The organism is Mesorhizobium sp. NFR06 (assembly GCF_900115245.1).
Classification (GTDB): domain Bacteria; phylum Pseudomonadota; class Alphaproteobacteria; order Rhizobiales; family Rhizobiaceae; genus Mesorhizobium.
Window position 1 is genome coordinate 341,896 of sequence record NZ_FOVT01000002.1, and the last position, 17,622, is coordinate 359,517.

Annotated in this window: 12 protein-coding genes; 2 read left to right on the plus strand and 10 right to left on the minus strand. The window is 64.3% G+C overall.

The features are described 5' to 3' along the window. Together F3H96_RS05820 and F3H96_RS05825 are read right to left on the minus strand one after the other, a co-directional pair. Positions 1-3,360: a transglutaminase family protein gene (locus F3H96_RS05820; RefSeq protein WP_149790975.1), complete on the minus strand. Its 3,360-nt coding sequence runs from the start codon at positions 3,358-3,360 to the stop codon at positions 1-3. A 104-nt stretch (positions 3,361-3,464) separates the two neighbouring features. Next, positions 3,465-4,661 carry an acyl-CoA dehydrogenase gene (locus F3H96_RS05825; RefSeq protein WP_149790976.1) on the minus strand — a complete coding sequence of 399 codons (1,197 nt, stop codon included), beginning with the start codon at positions 4,659-4,661 and terminating at the stop codon, positions 3,465-3,467. Positions 4,662-4,763: 102 nt separating this feature from the next. Between F3H96_RS05825 and F3H96_RS05830 the strand changes: the two genes are divergently transcribed. Further along, on the plus strand, positions 4,764-5,675 hold the full coding sequence (locus tag F3H96_RS05830) for a LysR family transcriptional regulator (protein WP_149790977.1): 912 nt from the start codon (positions 4,764-4,766) through the stop codon (positions 5,673-5,675). On the opposite strand, the gene F3H96_RS05835 is transcribed toward F3H96_RS05830, so the two are convergent. The 8 genes from F3H96_RS05835 to F3H96_RS05870 form a co-directional block, all read right to left on the minus strand. Next, positions 5,676-8,015 (minus strand): Tex family protein, encoded by a 2,340-nt coding sequence (locus F3H96_RS05835; RefSeq protein ID WP_149790978.1) that lies wholly within the window; start codon positions 8,013-8,015, stop codon positions 5,676-5,678. It abuts the gene before it with no gap. Between the two features lie 122 nt (positions 8,016-8,137). Beyond that, positions 8,138-9,316 (minus strand): serine hydrolase, encoded by a 1,179-nt coding sequence (locus F3H96_RS05840; RefSeq protein ID WP_149790979.1) that lies wholly within the window; start codon positions 9,314-9,316, stop codon positions 8,138-8,140. Positions 9,317-9,346: 30 nt separating this feature from the next. Beyond that, complete coding sequence (locus F3H96_RS05845; RefSeq protein ID WP_149790980.1) at positions 9,347-10,543, minus strand: serine hydrolase; 1,197 nt, start codon at positions 10,541-10,543, stop codon at positions 9,347-9,349. A 65-nt stretch (positions 10,544-10,608) separates the two neighbouring features. After that, on the minus strand, positions 10,609-11,637 hold the full coding sequence (locus tag F3H96_RS05850) for an extracellular solute-binding protein (RefSeq protein ID WP_188131301.1): 1,029 nt from the start codon (positions 11,635-11,637) through the stop codon (positions 10,609-10,611). A 44-nt stretch (positions 11,638-11,681) separates the two neighbouring features. Beyond that, positions 11,682-12,494, minus strand: coding sequence for an ABC transporter permease (locus F3H96_RS05855; protein WP_149790981.1), 813 nt, complete (start codon positions 12,492-12,494; stop codon positions 11,682-11,684). Next, positions 12,487-13,449, minus strand: a complete 963-nt coding sequence (locus F3H96_RS05860; RefSeq protein ID WP_149790982.1) for an ABC transporter permease — start codon at positions 13,447-13,449, stop codon at positions 12,487-12,489. The genes F3H96_RS05855 and F3H96_RS05860 overlap by 8 nt, the downstream gene beginning before the upstream one ends. Continuing rightward, on the minus strand, positions 13,449-14,549 hold the full coding sequence (locus tag F3H96_RS05865) for an ABC transporter ATP-binding protein (RefSeq protein ID WP_149790983.1): 1,101 nt from the start codon (positions 14,547-14,549) through the stop codon (positions 13,449-13,451). Before F3H96_RS05865 ends, F3H96_RS05860 begins: the two co-directional genes overlap by 1 nt. A gap of 139 nt (positions 14,550-14,688) precedes the next feature. Continuing rightward, on the minus strand, positions 14,689-16,347 hold the full coding sequence (locus tag F3H96_RS05870) for an amidohydrolase (RefSeq protein WP_149791172.1): 1,659 nt from the start codon (positions 16,345-16,347) through the stop codon (positions 14,689-14,691). Between the two features lie 171 nt (positions 16,348-16,518). Between F3H96_RS05870 and F3H96_RS05875 the strand changes: the two genes are divergently transcribed. Further along, positions 16,519-17,550, plus strand: coding sequence for a histone deacetylase family protein (locus F3H96_RS05875; protein ID WP_149790984.1), 1,032 nt, complete (start codon positions 16,519-16,521; stop codon positions 17,548-17,550). The last annotated feature ends 72 nt before the right edge of the window (positions 17,551-17,622 follow it).

The following is a 17,622-nucleotide window of genomic DNA, read 5'->3' on the forward strand; positions in this document are numbered from 1 at the left end:
TCAGAGTCTCGCCGGCCGCCTCAGGTCAAGGGTCATGGGGAACTCTTCAGAAGCTTCTTCGTCACGCGGCACGTAGCCGCCCGGCGTATGGCCGCGCGGTTCGAACCGGGCAAGCCGCCGCGCCTCGGCCTCGTTGCCGTTGACCGGGAACGTGTCGTAGTTGCGGCCGCCCGGATGCGCGACATGGTAGACGCAGCCGCCGACCGACCGGCCCGACCAGCGGTCATAGATGTCGAACACCAGCGGCGTGTTGACCGGCAGCGCCGGATGCAGGCCGGAAGCCGGCTGCCAGGCCTTGAAACGTACCCCGGCCACCGCGACCTCGCGATTGTCGGTGACTTTCATCGGCACGATGCGGCCGTTGCACACGATGGCGTGACGCTCTGGATTGAGGCCTTCGGTCCTCACTTGCAGCCGCTCGACTGAAGAGTCCACAAAGCGGACGGTGCCGCCGATGGCGCCCTGCTCGCCCATCACATGCCAGGGCTCCAGCGCCTGCCTCAATTCCAGCTTGACGCCGGCATGCTGCACCTCGCCGCAGAAGGGAAAGCGGAATTCGAGCTGCGCGGCAAACCATTCGGGGCGGAAGTCGAAACCGTTGAGCTTCAGGTCCTCCAGCACGTCGAGGAAATCCGCCCAGACATGATGCGGCAGCATGAAACGGTCGTGCAGCGAGGTGCCCCAGCGCACGAAACGGCCGTCGAGCGGGTTCTTCCAGGCGCGGGCGATGATCGCGCGCACCAGCAATTGCTGGGCGAGCGACATGCGCGCATTGGGCGGCATCTCGAAACCGCGGAACTCGACCAGCCCCAGCCGGCCGGTCGGACCGTCCGGCGAGAATAATTTGTCGATGCAGATTTCCGAGCGGTGCGTGTTACCGGTCACGTCGGTGAGCAGGTTGCGGAACAGCCGGTCGACCAGCCACGGCAAGGGCGCAGGGCCGTTGTCGGGATGCGGCACCTGCGCCAGCGCGATCGAGAGCTCATAGAGGAAATCGTGACGCGCCTCGTCGATGCGCGGCGCCTGGCTGGTCGGGCCGATGAACAGGCCGGAAAACAGGTAGGACAGCGAGGGATGCCGTTGCCATTGCAGCACCAGACTCTTCAGGAGATCCGGCCGGCGCAGGAACGGGCTGTCGCTCGGCGTCGCGCCGCCGACCACGACATGGTTTCCGCCGCCGGTGCCGGTGTGGCGGCCGTCGATCATGAACTTGTCCGTGCCGAGCCGCGATTGCCTTGCTTCCTCGTAGATCGCGGTGGTTGTCGCGACGCAGTCCTGCCAGTTGGCGGCCGGATGGATGTTCACCTCGATGACGCCGGGATCCGGCGCCACGCGGATCACGTTGAGGCGCGGATCGTGCGGCGGAGCATAGCCCTCGATATGCACCGGCAGGCCGATGGTCTTTGCAGCGTTCTCCGCTGCCGCCACCAGTTCGAGATAGTCCTCCAGCGCCTCGACCGGCGGCATGAACACGCAGAGCCGGCCGTCGCGCGGCTCGACCGAAAGCGCGGTACGCACCGCGCCGCCAATCTCGGTGATCTCCTGCTCGACTCGGTCCTGCTGGCCGGTCGTGGCGGTGAAGGACACTGCCTGCTGGCGGCGCGCCATTTCGTCGGCGCCCTCGAGTTCGGCCGGCGAAGCTTCGGGCAAAATCGCCTCGCGCGGCGGCAGCGGACCGCGCGGCACGGATGGATCGACCGGCACGATGTAAGGGAACTGCGCCGGCGGCACGTAGGGCAGCGTGCCGAGCGGCAGGCGGTAGCCGACCGGTGAATCCCCCGGCACCAGGAACAGGCGCCCGCGCCTGGTCTTCCATTTCTCCGAACGCCAGCGGTGTCCCGCGGCCTCGCTGTTCCAACGCTGCACCGGCAGCACATAGCCCGACGGCTTGGTCAGGCCGCGCTCGAAGACGCGCGCCATGCGGCTGCGCTCTTCCGGGTCCTCAAGTTTCGAATTGGAGGGATCGACATTGTCCGGCAGCTTGCCTTCCTTGAGCAGCCACTCGCCTGGATCCTCATAGGCCTCGCTGACCATCGCCTTGTCGATGCCGAGCTCGCCTGCGATTGCCGTGAGCAGGCTTTCGGCCTGCTCCGCTCCGACCGGGATCGTGCTTTTTTCGCGCGCGATCAGCGACGGGTCGCGCCACACCGGCTCGCCATCGGTTCGCCAATAGAGCGAGAAGGTCCAGCGCGGCAGGCTCTCGCCCGGATACCATTTGCCCTGACCGTAGTGGAGAAAACCGCCCGGCGCAAAACGCTCGCGCAGCCGGCGGATCAGTTCGTCGGCCTTGCCGCGCTTGGTCGGGCCGACGGCCGCCGTGTTCCATTCGGCGGACTCGAAATCGTCGATCGAAACGAAGGTAGGCTCGCCGCCCATGGTGAGGCGCACGTCGCCGTCTCTCAGCGCCGCGTCGACCTTTTCGCCCAGCGCATCGAGCGCTTCCCAGCTTTCGTCCGAAAACGGCTTGGTGATGCGCGGATGCTCGGCGATGCGGTCGACCCGCATGTCGAAGCCGAAATCGACATTGGCGAAGCTCGCCATGCCGGAGATCGGCGCCGCATTGCGGAAATGCGGCGTTGCCGCCAGCGGCACATGGCTCTCGCCGGTGAGCAGGCCGGAAGTCGGGTCGAAACCGATCCAGCCGGCGCCCGGAATATAGACCTCGCACCAGGCATGCAGGTCGGTGAAGTCGACCGCGGTTCCCGGCGGTCCGTCGAGCGCCACCAGGTCGGGCTTGAGCTGGATCAGATAGCCGGAGACGAAGCGGGCGGCGATGCCGAGATTCCTGAGGATCTGCACCAGCAGCCAGCTTGAATCCCGGCACGAGCCCTTGGCCGCGGCCAGCGTCTCTTCCGGTGAGAAGACGCCTGTCTCCATGCGCACGATGTAGGCGATCTCGCGCTGGAGGCGGGCATTGAGATCGACGAGGAAATCGACGGTATTCCTCGGGCTGTGGTCGATCGTCGCCAGGAAAGCCGACAACAGCGGACCGGCCGGTTCCGGCGTGCGGTAGATGGCGAGATCGTCCCTGATCTCTTCCGGATATTCGAACGGAAACGTCTCAGCCGCCGGCTCGACGAAGAAGTCGAACGGATTGTAGACCGTCATGTCGGCAACGAGGTCGACTTCGATCCTCAATTCGCGCACCGGCTCCGGGAAGACGAAGCGGGCTAGGAAGTTGCCGTAGGGGTCCTGCTGCAGATTGACGAAGTGGTTCTTCGGCTCGACCTTCAGCGAATGGCTGAGCACCTTGGTGCGCGAATGCGGCGCCGGCTGCAGCCTGATGACCTGGGGACCAAGCACCACCGGCCGGTCGTATTTGTAATGGGTCAGGTGATGGACGGCTGCCAGAATTGCCATGGGTCCCCGGAGAATGGCGTTTTACCGCCAGACCCTGACACAAGTCCTGGGCATTCTCCAAGCAGAGATGTTGCGCTGCACCTAATTTAAGCAGCATTGCCGCCTTAGAAAAACGCCTGGATCCCTGTCTGCGCCCTTCCGAGGATCAGCGCATGCACGTCATGCGTGCCCTCATAGGTGTTGACCGTCTCAAGGTTCTGCGCGTGGCGCATGACGTGGTAGCCGATCTGGATGCCGTTGCCGCCATGCATGTCGCGGGCGTGGCGGGCGATGTCGAGCGCCTTGCCGCAATTGTTGCGCTTGACGATGGAAATCATCTCCGGCGCCATCTTGCCTTCGTCCATCAGCCGGCCGACGCGCAAGCTACCCTGCAGGCCGAGCGCGATTTCGGTCTGCATGTCGGCGAGCTTCTTCTGGAACAGCTGCGTGCCGGCGAGCGGCTTGCCGAACTGCTTGCGGTCGAGGCCATATTGCCGCGCCCGGTGCCAGCAATCCTCGGCGGCGCCCATCGCGCCCCAGGAAATGCCGTAGCGCGCGCGATTGAGGCAGCCGAACGGGCCGCCGAGGCCCCTGGCGTTGGGCAGCAGCGCGTCTTCGCCGACCTCGACGCCTTCCAGCACCACCTCGCCGGTAATTGACGCCCGCAGCGACAACTTGCCGCCGATCTTCGGTGCCGACAGCCCCTTCATGCCCTTTTCCAGCACGAAGCCACGGATCTCGTCCTTGCCGTTGTCGCCCTTGAGCTTCGCCCACACGACGAAGACATCGGCGATCGGCGCATTGGAGATCCACATCTTGGAGCCGGAGAGCCTGTAGCCGCTCGCGGTCTTCTCGGCACGCGTCTTCATGCCACCCGGGTCGGAACCGGCATCCGGCTCGGTGAGGCCGAAGCAGCCGATCCACTCGCCCGAGGCAAGTTTCGGCAGGTATTTCTTACGCTGCGCTTCCGAGCCATAGACATGGATGGGGTACATGACCAGCGACGACTGCACGCTCATCATCGACCGATAGCCGGAATCGATGCGCTCGACCTCGCGCGCCACCAGGCCATAGGTGACGTAGTTGGCGCCGAGCCCGCCATATTCTTCCGGAATGGTGATGCCGAGCAGGCCCGCCTCGCCCATCTCGCGGAAGATCGACGGATCGGTCTTCTCCTCGGCATAGGCTTCCTCGATACGTGGCGCCAGCTTGTCGGCAGCGAATGCCGCCGCGCCGTCGCGCACCATGCGCTCATCCTCGGAAAGCTGGTCCTCGATCAGGAAAGGATCGTTCCAGACGAAAGCATTTTTCTCGGCGGCCATGGCCTTGGGCTCCCAGTTTTTGGTGTGCCCGGCTTATCCGCCTCCGCAAGTGAAAAATCAAACAAATTTGCATCAAGCATCAATGAGCGTTAGTAATTGATCATGAACCTCCAGCGCCGTCTCCTGCCGAACACCGCGGCCCTCGCCGCCTTTGAGGCGGTTGCGCGTCTCGGCTCCTTCACCGCGGCCGCCCGCGAGCTCGATCTGACGCAAGGCGCCGTCAGTCGGCAAATCAGCCTGCTGGAAGACCAGTTCGGCCGCCGGCTGTTCGAGCGCGATAGCCGCAATGTCCGCTTGTCCGCGGCAGGCGAGATCTATGCCGAAGCGGTGCGCTCGGCGCTCGGCCAGTTACGCGACGCAGCGCTTGGATTGATGAGCAATCGGCATAGCGGCGTTCTCAATCTTGCCATCCTGCCGACCTTCGGCACGCGCTGGCTGATGCCGCTGATCCCGGATTTCGTCGCCGGGCACCCGGACATCACCATCAACTTCGCCACCCGCATCGGCCGTTTCGACTTTGCCCGCGAACGGCTGGACGCCGCCATCCATCACGGCATGCCCGACTGGCCGGACGCCGACTGCACGCTTTTGATGCGCGAAACCGTGATGCCGGTGGTTTCGCCGCAATTCCTGGCCACCCACGACATCGCCGCGCCTGCCGATATCAGCCGCCTGCCGCTGCTGCACATGGCGACGCGTCCCGGCGCCTGGAGCGAATGGTTCAAGGAGCAAGGTCTGAGCGCGCCGACCGGCCCCGGCATGCAATTCGAGCAGTTCGGCACCGTCGCACAGGCCTGCATGGCGGGGCTCGGCGTGGCGCTGCTGCCGGAAATCCTGATTGCCGGAGAATTGCAGCGCGGCCAGCTGCTGCCGGCACCCGGCCAACCGATGCAGAGCCGCAGCGCCTATTATCTGGTCGTGCCGCATGACAAGCGAGGCCACATGCCAGTGGCCAGTTTTCGCGACTGGCTGTTGGGTCAGATCGGCAAGGAGCCGGCTGTCCTGGCGTGGTAGCTATTTGCGCTTCATCGCCTCGGCGAGCGCCGCGCCGAACGCGCCTTGTGAGGGCCTTTCCGGCTGACGCTGCAGCACCGGCGAGCGCGGCGCCGGCTTGCCGCTGTCACGCGGGCCACCACGAGGCGCCCCACCCTCGCCGCCATCCTTGCGCATAGAAAGCCCGATGCGCTTGCGCTTGATGTCGACATCGACGACCCGCACCTTCACCACATCGCCCGCCTTCACCACCTCATGCGCGTCCTTGATGAAGCGGTCGGCCAGTTGCGAGACATGCACCAGCCCGTCCTGGTGCACGCCGATATCGACGAACGCGCCGAAGGCCGCGACATTGGTGACGGTGCCCTCGAGAAGCATGCCGGGCTTCAGGTCCTTGATGTCGTCGACGCCGTCGGCAAAGGTCGCGGTCTTGAAGCCGGGGCGCGGGTCGCGTCCAGGCTTTTCCAGCTCGGCGATGATGTCGCGCACCGTCGGCAGGCCGAAGCGCTCGTCGACGAAGACGCGTGGGTCGAGCGCCTTGAGCGCGGCGCTGTCGCCCATGAGCGAACGCACGTCACGCCCGCAAGCGGCGACGATCTTCTTGGCGACGCCATAGGCTTCCGGATGCACCGCAGAGGCATCGAGCGGCTCGGAACCGTTGGGGATGCGCAGGAAGCCGGCGCATTGCTCGAAGGCGCGTGGCCCGAGACGAGCCACTTTGAGCAGGTCCCGGCGACTGGCGAAAGGCCCACTGGCGTCGCGATGCGTGACAATTGCCTCGGCGAGCGATGGCCCAAGTCCCGACACACGCGCCAAGAGTGGGGCGGATGCCGTGTTGAGATCGACGCCGACGGCGTTGACCGCATCTTCCACCACCGCTTCCAGCGAGCGGCCGAGCCGATACTGATCGACATCGTGCTGGTACTGGCCGACGCCGATCGACTTCGGCTCGATCTTGACCAGCTCGGCCAGCGGGTCCTGCAGGCGTCTCGCGATCGATACCGCGCCGCGCAGCGAAACATCCAGGCCCGGGAACTCTGCCGCCGCGGTCGCCGAAGCCGAATAGACCGAAGCGCCCGCTTCGCTGACGATCACCTTGAGCGGCTTCGGCCCGGAGCCTGCCGGCAGCTCCGACAGCATGTCGGCCACGAGTTTCTCGGTCTCGCGGCTGCCGGTGCCGTTGCCGATCGAGATCAGCTCGACCTTGTGCTGGCGGATGAGTGCGGCAAGTTCCGTCTGGGTGCCGCGCACATCGTTCCTCGGCGGGAACGGATAGACGGTCGTCGTCGCCACCAGCTTGCCGGTCCCGTCGACCACCGCAACCTTGACCCCGGTGCGAATGCCGGGGTCGAGCCCCATTGTCGGCCGCGAGCCGGCGGGTGCCGCAAGCAACAGATCCTTCAGGTTGCGGGCAAAGACGTGGATCGCTTCGTCCTCGGCCCGCTCGCGCAGGTCGCGCATCAGATCGAGCGTGAGGTGCAGCGACAGTTTTATCCGCCAGGTCCAGCCGGCGACTTCCATCAGCCATTTGTCGCCCGGCAGATTGCCGCCGATCGCATAGGCGTTGGCGATCATGCGCTCGACCGGTTTCACCGGCGATTGATCGACCGGTTTCACCGGCGATTGATCGTCGGCATCGACCTCGATGTCGAGCGACAGCACCTCCTCGTTGCGACCGCGCAGCATGGCCAGGGCACGGTGGCTTGGCACATTCGCCCAGCGCTCGACATGGTCGAAATAGTCGGAGAATTTCGCGCCGGTCTCCTGCTTGCCGTCGACGACCTTGGCGCGCAGGAAGGCGCGTTCCTTCATATAAGCGCGCAGCTTGCCGACAAGGTCGGCATTCTCGGCAAACTGCTCCGACAGGATGTCGCGCGCGCCTTCGAGCGCCGCCTTGGCGTCGGCCACCTCTTGCGTGACATAGGCCATCGCGAGCTCCGCCGGCACCGCCGACCGGTCGGCCAGGATTGCCTCGGCCAGAGGCCCCAGCCCGCGCTCCCTGGCGATCTCGGCTTTGGTGCGGCGCTTCGGCTTGTAGGGCAGGTAGATATCCTCGAGTTCGGCCTTGGTGCCTGCCGCCGCGATCTTGGCCTCTAGTTCCTCGGTCAGCTTGCCCTGCTCGCGGATCGAGCCAAGGATCGTCTCGCGCCGCGCGTCGAGCTCGCGCAGATAGGCGAGCCGCTCGGAAAGGTCGCGCAACTGCGTGTCGTCGAGCCCGCCGGTGACTTCCTTGCGGTAGCGCGCCACGAACGGAACCGTCGCACCCTCGTCGAGCAACCCGATCGCCGCGGCCGCCTGCTCCGGCCGCGAACCGATCTCGGCCGCGATGATTGCTGCAATGCGCTTGATGTCCGGTGCCATGCTCGTTCCTGCCGTAAAGAGCGGCGACCATAGGCCGGGACAGCGGCTCCGCCAACCGCGCCGGTTTCACTCGGCGTTGAAGGTCCACAGAAAACAGCCGCCAGGACGAGCTCCGGGTCGGCTCAGACCATCCGGCTCAACGCCTCCAAGAACACCACGATATCCACGTCCAGCTTGTCGTCCACCGGTTCCGGCTGCGACGACATCTTGGCGATGACCACTTCCGTCTTCGGGTTGACGTAGAGCCATTGGCCGTGGATGCCGATGCCGCAGAAGGCGCCGCTGTCGTGGCCGGTCTGGTACCATTTGTTGCGGTAGCGCCCGTTCGGGAACAGGAACACCATCGTGCCGCGCTGCCAGGCCTCATGGCTGCCGCCGGTGGCGACCGTGTCGCGGACCCAGGCTTCCGGCACGATGCGGCGGCCATTGGCCGTGCCGCCCTGCCGCATCATCTCGCCGATGCGGGCAAGGTCGCGCGGCGTCATCGACATGCCGCCGGCGGTGCGCGCCGTGCCTTCCATATCGACCGTCACCGACATCTCACTCGCAGCACCCAGCGGCAGCCACAGTTTTTCGCCGAGCAATTCGCTAACCCGCTTGCCGGATGCGCGCTCGACCAGGATGCCCAACATGTCGGAATTCGGTGAACGGTAACGGTAGGTCTCGCCGTGCGATTCGGCGAGGCGCTGCAGCGTCAGCAGAAACGTCGTAAGGCTTTCCGACCCGCCGCCGGGATTCCACAGCGTCGCCCGGCGGTAGCGGGCGAAGGCGCTTTCCGGATCGAGATAGGCTTCCTCGAAATCGAGGCTCACCGTCATGTCGAGCACGTTACGCACGCTCGCGTCGCCATAAGCCGAGCCCGTGGCTTCGGGAATGTATTTTGTCACCGGCGCGCTGGGGTCGAATATCGCCTCGCCTTCCAGTATGCCGGCGAGGATCGCCGTCACCGACTTGCTGATCGAAAAGATGATGTGCCGGGCGCCGAACGGCATATGCGGCGCCGACCAGTCACCGGCCGGCTTGCCGGCCTTCAGGATCGTCAGTGCGTCCGTTTCGGAGCGCTTCAGGAAGCTTTCGACGGTTTCACTGCCGCTGGCGAGCGCTATCTTTTCCTCGAGCAATGCGCCGAGAGATTTCGCCTGCTCCTCGCCGCCGGGCGCCGCCGCGACATGCGCGCTCGGCACCAGCTCGCCGACATTCTGGAAAGACCATCGGTTGAACGGCGCCAGGCGCCAGGTATCGAGACGCACATCCTTGCGGGCAAAGCCGTATTGGGTCTCGAACGCGGTTTTGCCGGTCATGATACTCTCCCGGTGTCTGTCTTGAGGTTTTCAGGCCAGCGCGGCGGCAATGGCATGCACGGCCTTCTGCGTCGCCACCGAATAGGCGGAGTTGAGGAAATCTGGATAGGTCGAGAGCTTGACCACGACCATCCTGTGCTCCCAGCTCATATGGATCATCTGGCCGAACACGCCGCGGCACATCAGCGAGCGTGAGCGCGAATCCTCGATCCAGAACTGGTTGCGATAGCTGCCGTCCGGGAGGCTCGGGCTGAAATTCGGCCCGTGCCTGCCGGTGCGCGTCGCCTCGATCCAGTCGGCCGGGATCACCCCGCCGCCATTGTCGAGGATCAATTGCCCGAAGCGGCCATAGTCGCGCAGCGTCGCGTTGAAGCCGCCATCGGCCAACGCATAGCCGGCGCTGTCGACGGTGAAGCAGGCGCTTTCGTCGGCGCCGAGCTTTTGCCAGAGCTCTTCGGAGACAAGTTGCGCCAGGCGCTTGCCGCTCGCCCGTTCCATGATGAAGGCGAGCACGTCGGTCTCGATCGAGCGGTATTCGAAAGCCTCGCCATGCGGGCGCACCTTGTCCTTCAGCCGCAGGATTAGCTCGAACAGATGCGACGGCCACGCAAAGTCCGGATCGCTGCCCGGCGGGATCGGCTTCCAGCCGGTCGCGACATCGACCTGGCCGATCTCGGAATAACGATCGGTGTATTCTTCGGAGAAGCGCACGCCCGTCGTCATGTCGAGCACGTGCTGCACGGTGGCGCCGGCCCAGCCGGTCTCGCCGAGTTCCGGCAAATAATCGGTGACCAGCTTTGCCGGATCGATCAGGCCACGCCCAACCAGGATGCCGCACACCGAGCCGGTGACCGATTTCGCCATCGACTGCGACAGATGCAGCGTGCGCTCGTCCATGCCGTTGAAATAGCGCTCATAGGCAACCTTGCCGTCCTTCAGAACCAGGAAGCCGTCGGCATAGGTTTCGTCGAGCAAGCCGGCAAGCGTCGTCGGCGCTCCGCTGCTGTCGACCACCGGCAGATCGTCGAGGTCGACCTCCGCGCGCTCGAGGCGATGGCGATGGCCGCTGCCGCGCCACACCTCGACCGTCGGCAGGAATTCGCGGATGTGCTGGAAGGCCCAGCGGTTCCAGGGCGGCCGGTCCCAATCGAGCCTCGGCGGGACCAGCTTCGGCGGCGAACCTTGCATGATCGGCGGCCGCGCGTCGGAGTTGCGGTACGATGTCATCAAATCCTCCCTGGACACACGAAGGGGAGGCCGGAGCCTCCCCTCCTCTCATGCGTTGCGCGGGATTATTTGCGCAGGTTGGTCCAGATCTTGTTGTAGATCTCCACCACATCCGGCGGGCACGGCGGCACGAATTCCGGCGTCGGCGAACCGGCTGGCGGACTGATCTCCGGCGAGTTGGCGAACTCCGCCGGCAGGAATTTGTGACTGCCGGCGATGCCATTGTCGTAGCCGGCAAACTCGGAGATCAAAGCCGCGTTCTCAGGCGCCATGACGAAATCCTGGAACAGCTTGGCGTTCTCCAGGTTCTTGGCGCCCTTCAATACGGCGACATTGTCCATCCAGCCTTCGACGCCTTCCTTCGGATAGGCATATTTGATCGCCGAGATCTTCTGGCGCGAACGGTACGCCGCGCCGTTCCACTGTTCGGTGACGATCACGTCGCCGGAGGTGATCTTGGTGATGGTGTCGTAGCTGAAGGTCTTCCACGACGGCTTCGCGGCCGTCAGAATCTCGTTGATCTTCTTCAGATTGGCCTTGTCGGCGCCGCAGCGCGGCACGCCGGCATAGCGTTCGGCTGCGTGCATGACGGTGTTGACGTCGTCGAGCACATTGATCTGGCCCTTCAGCTCGTCCGGCGGGTTGAACAGGATCGCCAGCGTGTCGATGTCGCCCTTGAACTTGTCCATATTGACCGCGAACGTCGTCGTGCCGAACTGCCAGGGTGCAGTATAGTGGCGGCCCTTGTCCCAGTAGACGTCGACGAAGCGCGGATCGATGTTCTTGCCGTTCGGCATCGCGTTGGGCTCGGTCTTTTCGAGCAGGCCCTCTTCGACCATGATCTTCACGGTGTAGTCGGACGGCACCACGATGTCGTAGCCGGAATTGCCGGCGCGCACCTTGGACAGCATCGTTTCGTTGGAATCGTAGTCGTCCAGCGTCACCTTGACATTGTACTGCTTCTCGAATTTTTCGATCAGCTTGGGGTTGGTGTAGTCGCCCCAGTTGTAGATATGCAGTTCGCCGTTGGCGAGCGCCGGCACGGCCCATAGCAGAACGGCCGCGGAAACGGCCGCCATCAGTTTTCCAGACATTTTTGTTCTCCTTGCCTTCCCATTGTTGTGTTGGAGCTCTCGAGTCATTTTGCGCGTCGCCGCGCGATCAGGAACGAGATCGAGACGAACAGGATCGACACCATAAGCAGAATTGTGGAGATGGCGTTGATCTCCGGCGTCATCGGTCGCCTGATCTGGTTCCAGATGTAGAGGGGCAGCGTCGTCTGGCCGGGACCGGCGACAAGCTGCGTGATGGTGAAATCGTCGAAGGAGACGATGAAGGCGAGTGCCGCGCCCGACATGACGCCGGGAACCAGCAGCGGCAGCGTGATGCGCCTGAAGGCGTTCCACGGTGTCGCGTAGAGGTCCGCAGCCGCATATTCCAGCGTCAGGTCCATGTCCTCCAGCCGCGCCCTGACCGGCATATAGGCGAAGGGGATGCAGAACACGGTGTGGGCGAGGATCAGATTGCCGATGCCGAAATTCAGCCCGAACGTGCCGGCGATCAGCGCGAAGAAGGAGAGCGTCGCCACCGCCGTGATGATCTCCGGCACCATCAGCGGCAGGTTGATGACCATGAAGGCCGCGGCCAGCCCGCGCCATGGCTTGACCCTGGTCATGCCGATCGCCGCCAGCGTCGCGCAGATGGTCGAAACGATCGTCGCGGTCACCGAGATGATCAGCGTGTTCTTCGCGGCGCTATGGAACTCCTCGTTGAGCAGCGCGCTGCCATACCAGTTGAGCGTGACGCCTTCCCAATGCGTGACCAGCGAGCCGCTGTTCAGCGAGAAGATCATCAGGATCAGCACCGGCACATAGAGCACCAGCAGGCAAATGACGGCGATGGTGCGGAAGCCCGGCTGGTCCTTGATGTCCATGGTGCGCGCGTCAGCCATGCTGCACCTTCCCCGAGGTGTTGCGGACATAGAAGAAAAGCGCCACCAGCACCGCCGCCATCAGGATCAGCGCTTGCGCACAGCCGAGCGGCCAGTTGCGTCCCGAGCCGAATTGTTGCGCGATGAGGTCACCGATCATCAGGTGCACGCCGCCGCCCAGGATCAGCGGTGTCACATAGGCGCCCAGCGCCGGGATGAAGACGAGCAGGCAGCCGGCGATGATGCCGGGCTTGGACAGCGGGATGATCACCCGCCACAGCACCTGCCGGCGCGTCGCATAAAGATCACATGCCGCCTCGATCAGCCGGAAGTCGAGTTTCTCCAGGCTGGAATAGAGCGGCAGCACCATGAACGGCAGGAAAGCGTAAAGCAGGCCGAGCTGGATGGCGAAGTTGGTGTAGAGCATCGTGATCGGCTTATCGATCACGCCAAGCGCCAGCAGCGCGTCGTTGATCAGGCCCTCGTCGCGAATGATGAACATGATCGCCAGCGTGCGCACAAGCAGGTTCGACCAGAATGGAATGGTGATCAAGAGCACCCACCAGTTGCGCTGCGCCGGCGGCCGCGTCGCCATGAAATAGGCGGTCGGAAAGCCGAGCAGCAGGCAGATCACCGTCGTCACCACCGCGAACAGGAACGATCGCAGGTAGATGATCAGGAAGTCCGGTGTGAACTGCAGCGTGTCGTCGAAAATGTCGCGCTGGAACAGGAAGTTCAGATAGGCGTCGGTCGAGAACTGCCATTGCACGCCGCCATAGGGCGCGGCGACGAGGAACGAGTAGACGCAGATGATGATGAGCGGCAGCACGCCGAAAATGCCGATGATGACCAGCGCCGGCAATGACAGCAGTCTGTTGCGCCGCGCGCCGGCCTTCACCGCCCTGGCTTCGAACAGGGCCGCCTTGGAGGGCGTGACTTGGGAGGGCGCGGTTGGGGAGAGCGTGGCTATCGTCATCAGTCTTTCAGGACGCGCGCGGCGTCCTCCTCGAACTGGATGCCCACCTTGGCGCCGGTTCCGAAGGTCACCGGGCTCGAACGGCTGTTCTGGTGGCGCACGATGAAGTTTTCGCCGCCGTCGAGCTTCACATGATAGTGGGTGTCGGTGCCGAAATAGACGATGTTGGAGAGTGTGCCGGCGATCGTGCCCTTGGCCGGATCGGGCACCAGATCGGCGTGCTCGGGTCGCACCACCAGCGTCACCTCGCCGGTCGGATCGAAGCCTTCCGGATAGCCCGCGGCGATCGTCGCGTTGCTGGCGAACTTGACCGTCGCCACGCCGGCCTGCTTCGACACCACCGTGCCGGGCAGGAAATTCGTCTCGCCGATGAAGTCGGCGACGAAGCGTTCAGCCGGCCGTTCGTAGATGTCGCGCGGCGTGCCGACCTGCAGGATCTTGCCGGCCGACATTACGGCGATGCGGTCGGACATGGTCAGCGCTTCCTCCTGGTCATGCGTGACGAAGATGAAGGTGATGCCGGTCTCGTGCTGCAGCCGCTTCAATTCGATCTGCATTTCCTTGCGCAGCTTGTAGTCCAGCGCCGACAAAGGCTCGTCGAGCAAAAGCACCTTCGGCTGCGGAGCAAGCGCCCGGGCCAGCGCCACGCGCTGCTGCTGGCCGCCCGAAATCTGGCTGGTGCGGCGCGCCTTCAAGGCCTCCATCTTGACCAGCTTCAGCATCTGGGCGACACGCGCCTCGGTCTCCGCCTTCGGCTTGCCGAGCATTTCCAGCCCGAAGCCGATATTCTGCGCCACCGTCATGTGCGGGAACAGCGCGTAGCTCTGGAAGACCGTGTTGACCGGGCGTTTGTAGGGCGGCAGCGGGGCGATGTCCTGGCCGTGCAGCAGGATCTCGCCGGCGGTCGGAAAATCGAAGCCGGCAATCAATCTCAGCAGGGTCGTCTTCCCGCATCCGGACGGGCCGAGCAGTGTGAAAAACTCGTTCTCGCGGATCGACACCGACACCGTGTCGAGAGCGGCTACCTGGTTTTCGCCAGCTCCAAAAACCTTGCGAACACCGCGAACTTCGATCGCGTTCTTACCCGGCTGTTCCGGCACGATTACCCCATTGAGAGAGCCTGCTCTTGGCGGCAGGTGTGTTCCTGGTTGATTGTCGCCATAAGCCAGCGGCTTGGCAACTGCGCAGCAGTGACTCGATTTGGACCCCTAGTTCAATTAAGCAATTCCTATGCCATCGTTAGGCTTGGTAGGTGATCTTCCCCCCACAGATGGTGGTGACCGGCTGAACGGTGTGCAACGCTTCCGGCGACGTCGCCTCGATGTCGGCCGACAAAACGACGATATCGGCGAGGTAGCCGGTCTTGAGGCGACCCTTGCGGTGCTCCATGAACTCGGCATAAGCGCCCTCGGCCGTGTAGCCCTCAATGGCTTCCTGCAATGAGAAGCTCTGGTCCGGCATTCCTTCTGCCCAAGGTTTGCGCATGACTGCCGCCTGGATGGACAGGATCGGATCGACCGGCGAAACCGGCCAGTCGGACGCGAACACCACGCGCGCGCCGGCGTTTTTCAGCGTGCGCCAGGCATAGCTTAACGGCCATTTGTCGCGGCCGATGCGCGAGATCGTCGGCTCCAGCGGGAAGTTCAGCGCGCCCGGCGGATGCGCCGGCTGCATCGACGCCAGCACGCCGAGTTCGGCGAAGCGGGGCACGTCGGAAGGCGTAGTGACCTCGATATGCTCGATGCGGTGCCGGCTGTCGCGCCTGCCGTTCTTCTTCAACGCCGCCTGGTAGCCGTCGAGCACGGCCCGCACGGCGCCGTCGCCGATCGAATGCACCGCGATCTGCAGCCCGCGCTTGTCAGCCTCGACCGCTACTTCGGCGAAATGCTCCGGCGAAAACAGCGGCTCGCCGCGCCATCCGGGCCGGTCGGCATAGTCGTCGACCATCACCGCCGTCCAGGAATCCAGCACGCCGTCATAGAAGACCTTGACCATGCCGGACGACAGCCACTCGGAATTGTAGCTCGCGGCCATCCGCGAGGCTTTTTCCAGCATGTCCAGTTTCATGAAATTCTTGAAGTGGAACGGGATCTTGGTGCGACAAAGCAGTCGCCCCTCTTTTTCCAGCCCGGCCAGCAGCTCGAGCTGGTAGAGATTGCCGTCCATATTATGAATCGAGGTGATGCCGTGCCTGGCGCACCATTGCAGGCCGCGATGCATCAGGTCGCGATCGGCTGCCAGTTCCTTGGCGGAAGGATACGGATCCGGCTCGGCACCCTCGAGGCCGAGCCGCGTCCGGTTCGCCCCGTAGTGATCGAGGACCGGCCCGAAGGCCTCGCCCTCGCGCAACTCGCCGGCGGCAAGACCGTCCTTGCCCATGACGACCTCGTTGCCCTGGCCGACCTGCCTGCCGTGCAGTAGCCCGGCCTCTTCCAACGCCTTGGTATTCGCCCACATCGTGTGGTGATCGGAAGCCGACATGGCGAAAGGCCGATCAGGAATGATGCGATCGAGATCATGCCGCGTCACCGGCTCCGGCAGGATGGCATAATCGACGCCGGCGCCGATCAGAAGCCCGGCGTCCGGACGCTTCGCCGCGAAATCCTGGATCGCGTCGCGCAGCGCGTCGAAGCCGTGCACGCCGGCCAAATGCAGGTTGTCGAGCTCGGCCGCGCCGCCGAAGAGATGCATATGCGCTTCGATGAAGCCTGGCAGCACCGAGCCGCCCTGGGCATCGACGACGCGCGTGCCGGGGCCTTTGTAGTCACGCACACCATCGCGATCTGCGATCGCAATTATCCGGTCGCCTTTGACGGCAATGGCCTGTGCGCGAGGGGTATCCGGATCAATCGTCAATATGCTGGCGTTCTCGACGATCAGATCGGCCGTTTGCGGCATCATTTTCTCCCCTTTGTGCCTAGGCTAGCAGAGTATTGGCGTCTGGCAAGCCGTCCCATGCTGGCCTCAGACAACAATTTGCGATGCCTCTTGGCGGCGTCGGAAACCTCTGCCACAACGCTGTTCGAGACCCACCGAAACCTGAACCCGAAGAGCGAGCCAACTCCCAAAATGAAGACAGTTTTCTCTCCTCTCCACGCCGGCCATGCCGGGCAGATGGAACTGGTCACGTCGGCGATCGTGCCGGGTTTCGAGAAGCCGTCGCGAGCCGAATTCATAAAGGCGCGGGTGGAGAGCGAGAAGCTCGGGCCGATCATCGGACCGGTCGAACACGACCTCGCCGCCGCCAAGCGCGTGCATGATGCCGGCTACATCGATTTCCTGCCGACGGTGTGGCCTGAATGGGTCGCCGCCGGTTTCAAGGGATCGGCCATGGGCTTCACCTGGCCAACGCGCGGCCTGCGCGGCGACGTGCCGCCGAAGCGCGTCGATGCCCTGCTCGGCTATTACTCCTTCGATGCCGGCGCGACCTTCGTCGAGGGCACCTGGGCGGCAATCAAGTCTTCCTATGACGTCGCGTTGACGGGCGCTGCCCTGGTCAAGGGCGGCGAGCGCGCCGCCTTCGCACTCTGCCGCCCGCCCGGCCACCATGCCGGCGCGGCCTTCATGGGCGGATATTGCTTCATCAACAACGCCGCGGTCGTTGCGCAATGGTTCCGCGACCAGGGCGCCAAACGCGTCTCGATCCTCGATGTCGATTACCACCACGGCAACGGCACGCAGGAGATCTTCTACCGCCGCGGCGACGTCCAGGTGCTCAACCTGCACGGCGATCCGATGGTCGAATATCCGTTCTTCCTCGGCCATGCCGACGAGCGCGGCGAAGGCGACGGCGAGGGCTTCAACGTCAATTACCCGATGCCCTTCGGCACCAGCTGGGACGGCTGGAACGCGTCGCTGGAGGACGCCTGCGCCAGGCTCGCGGCCTACGCCCCCGACGTGGTCGTCGTCTCGCTCGGCGTCGACACTTTCGAGAAGGACCCGATCAGCCAGTTCAAGCTTAAGAGTGAGGATTACCCAAAGATCGGCCGCCGCATCGCCAAGCTCGGCCTGCCGACATTGTTCGTGATGGAAGGCGGCTACGCGGTGGAAGAGATCGGCCTCAACGCCGTCGGCGTGCTGACGGGGTTCGAGGAACGCTAAGCCACGTCCGGTCGAAGGACATACGCTCTCGGGTACAACCGGGGGCGTATTTTTTTGCGTCCCTACCGGGAA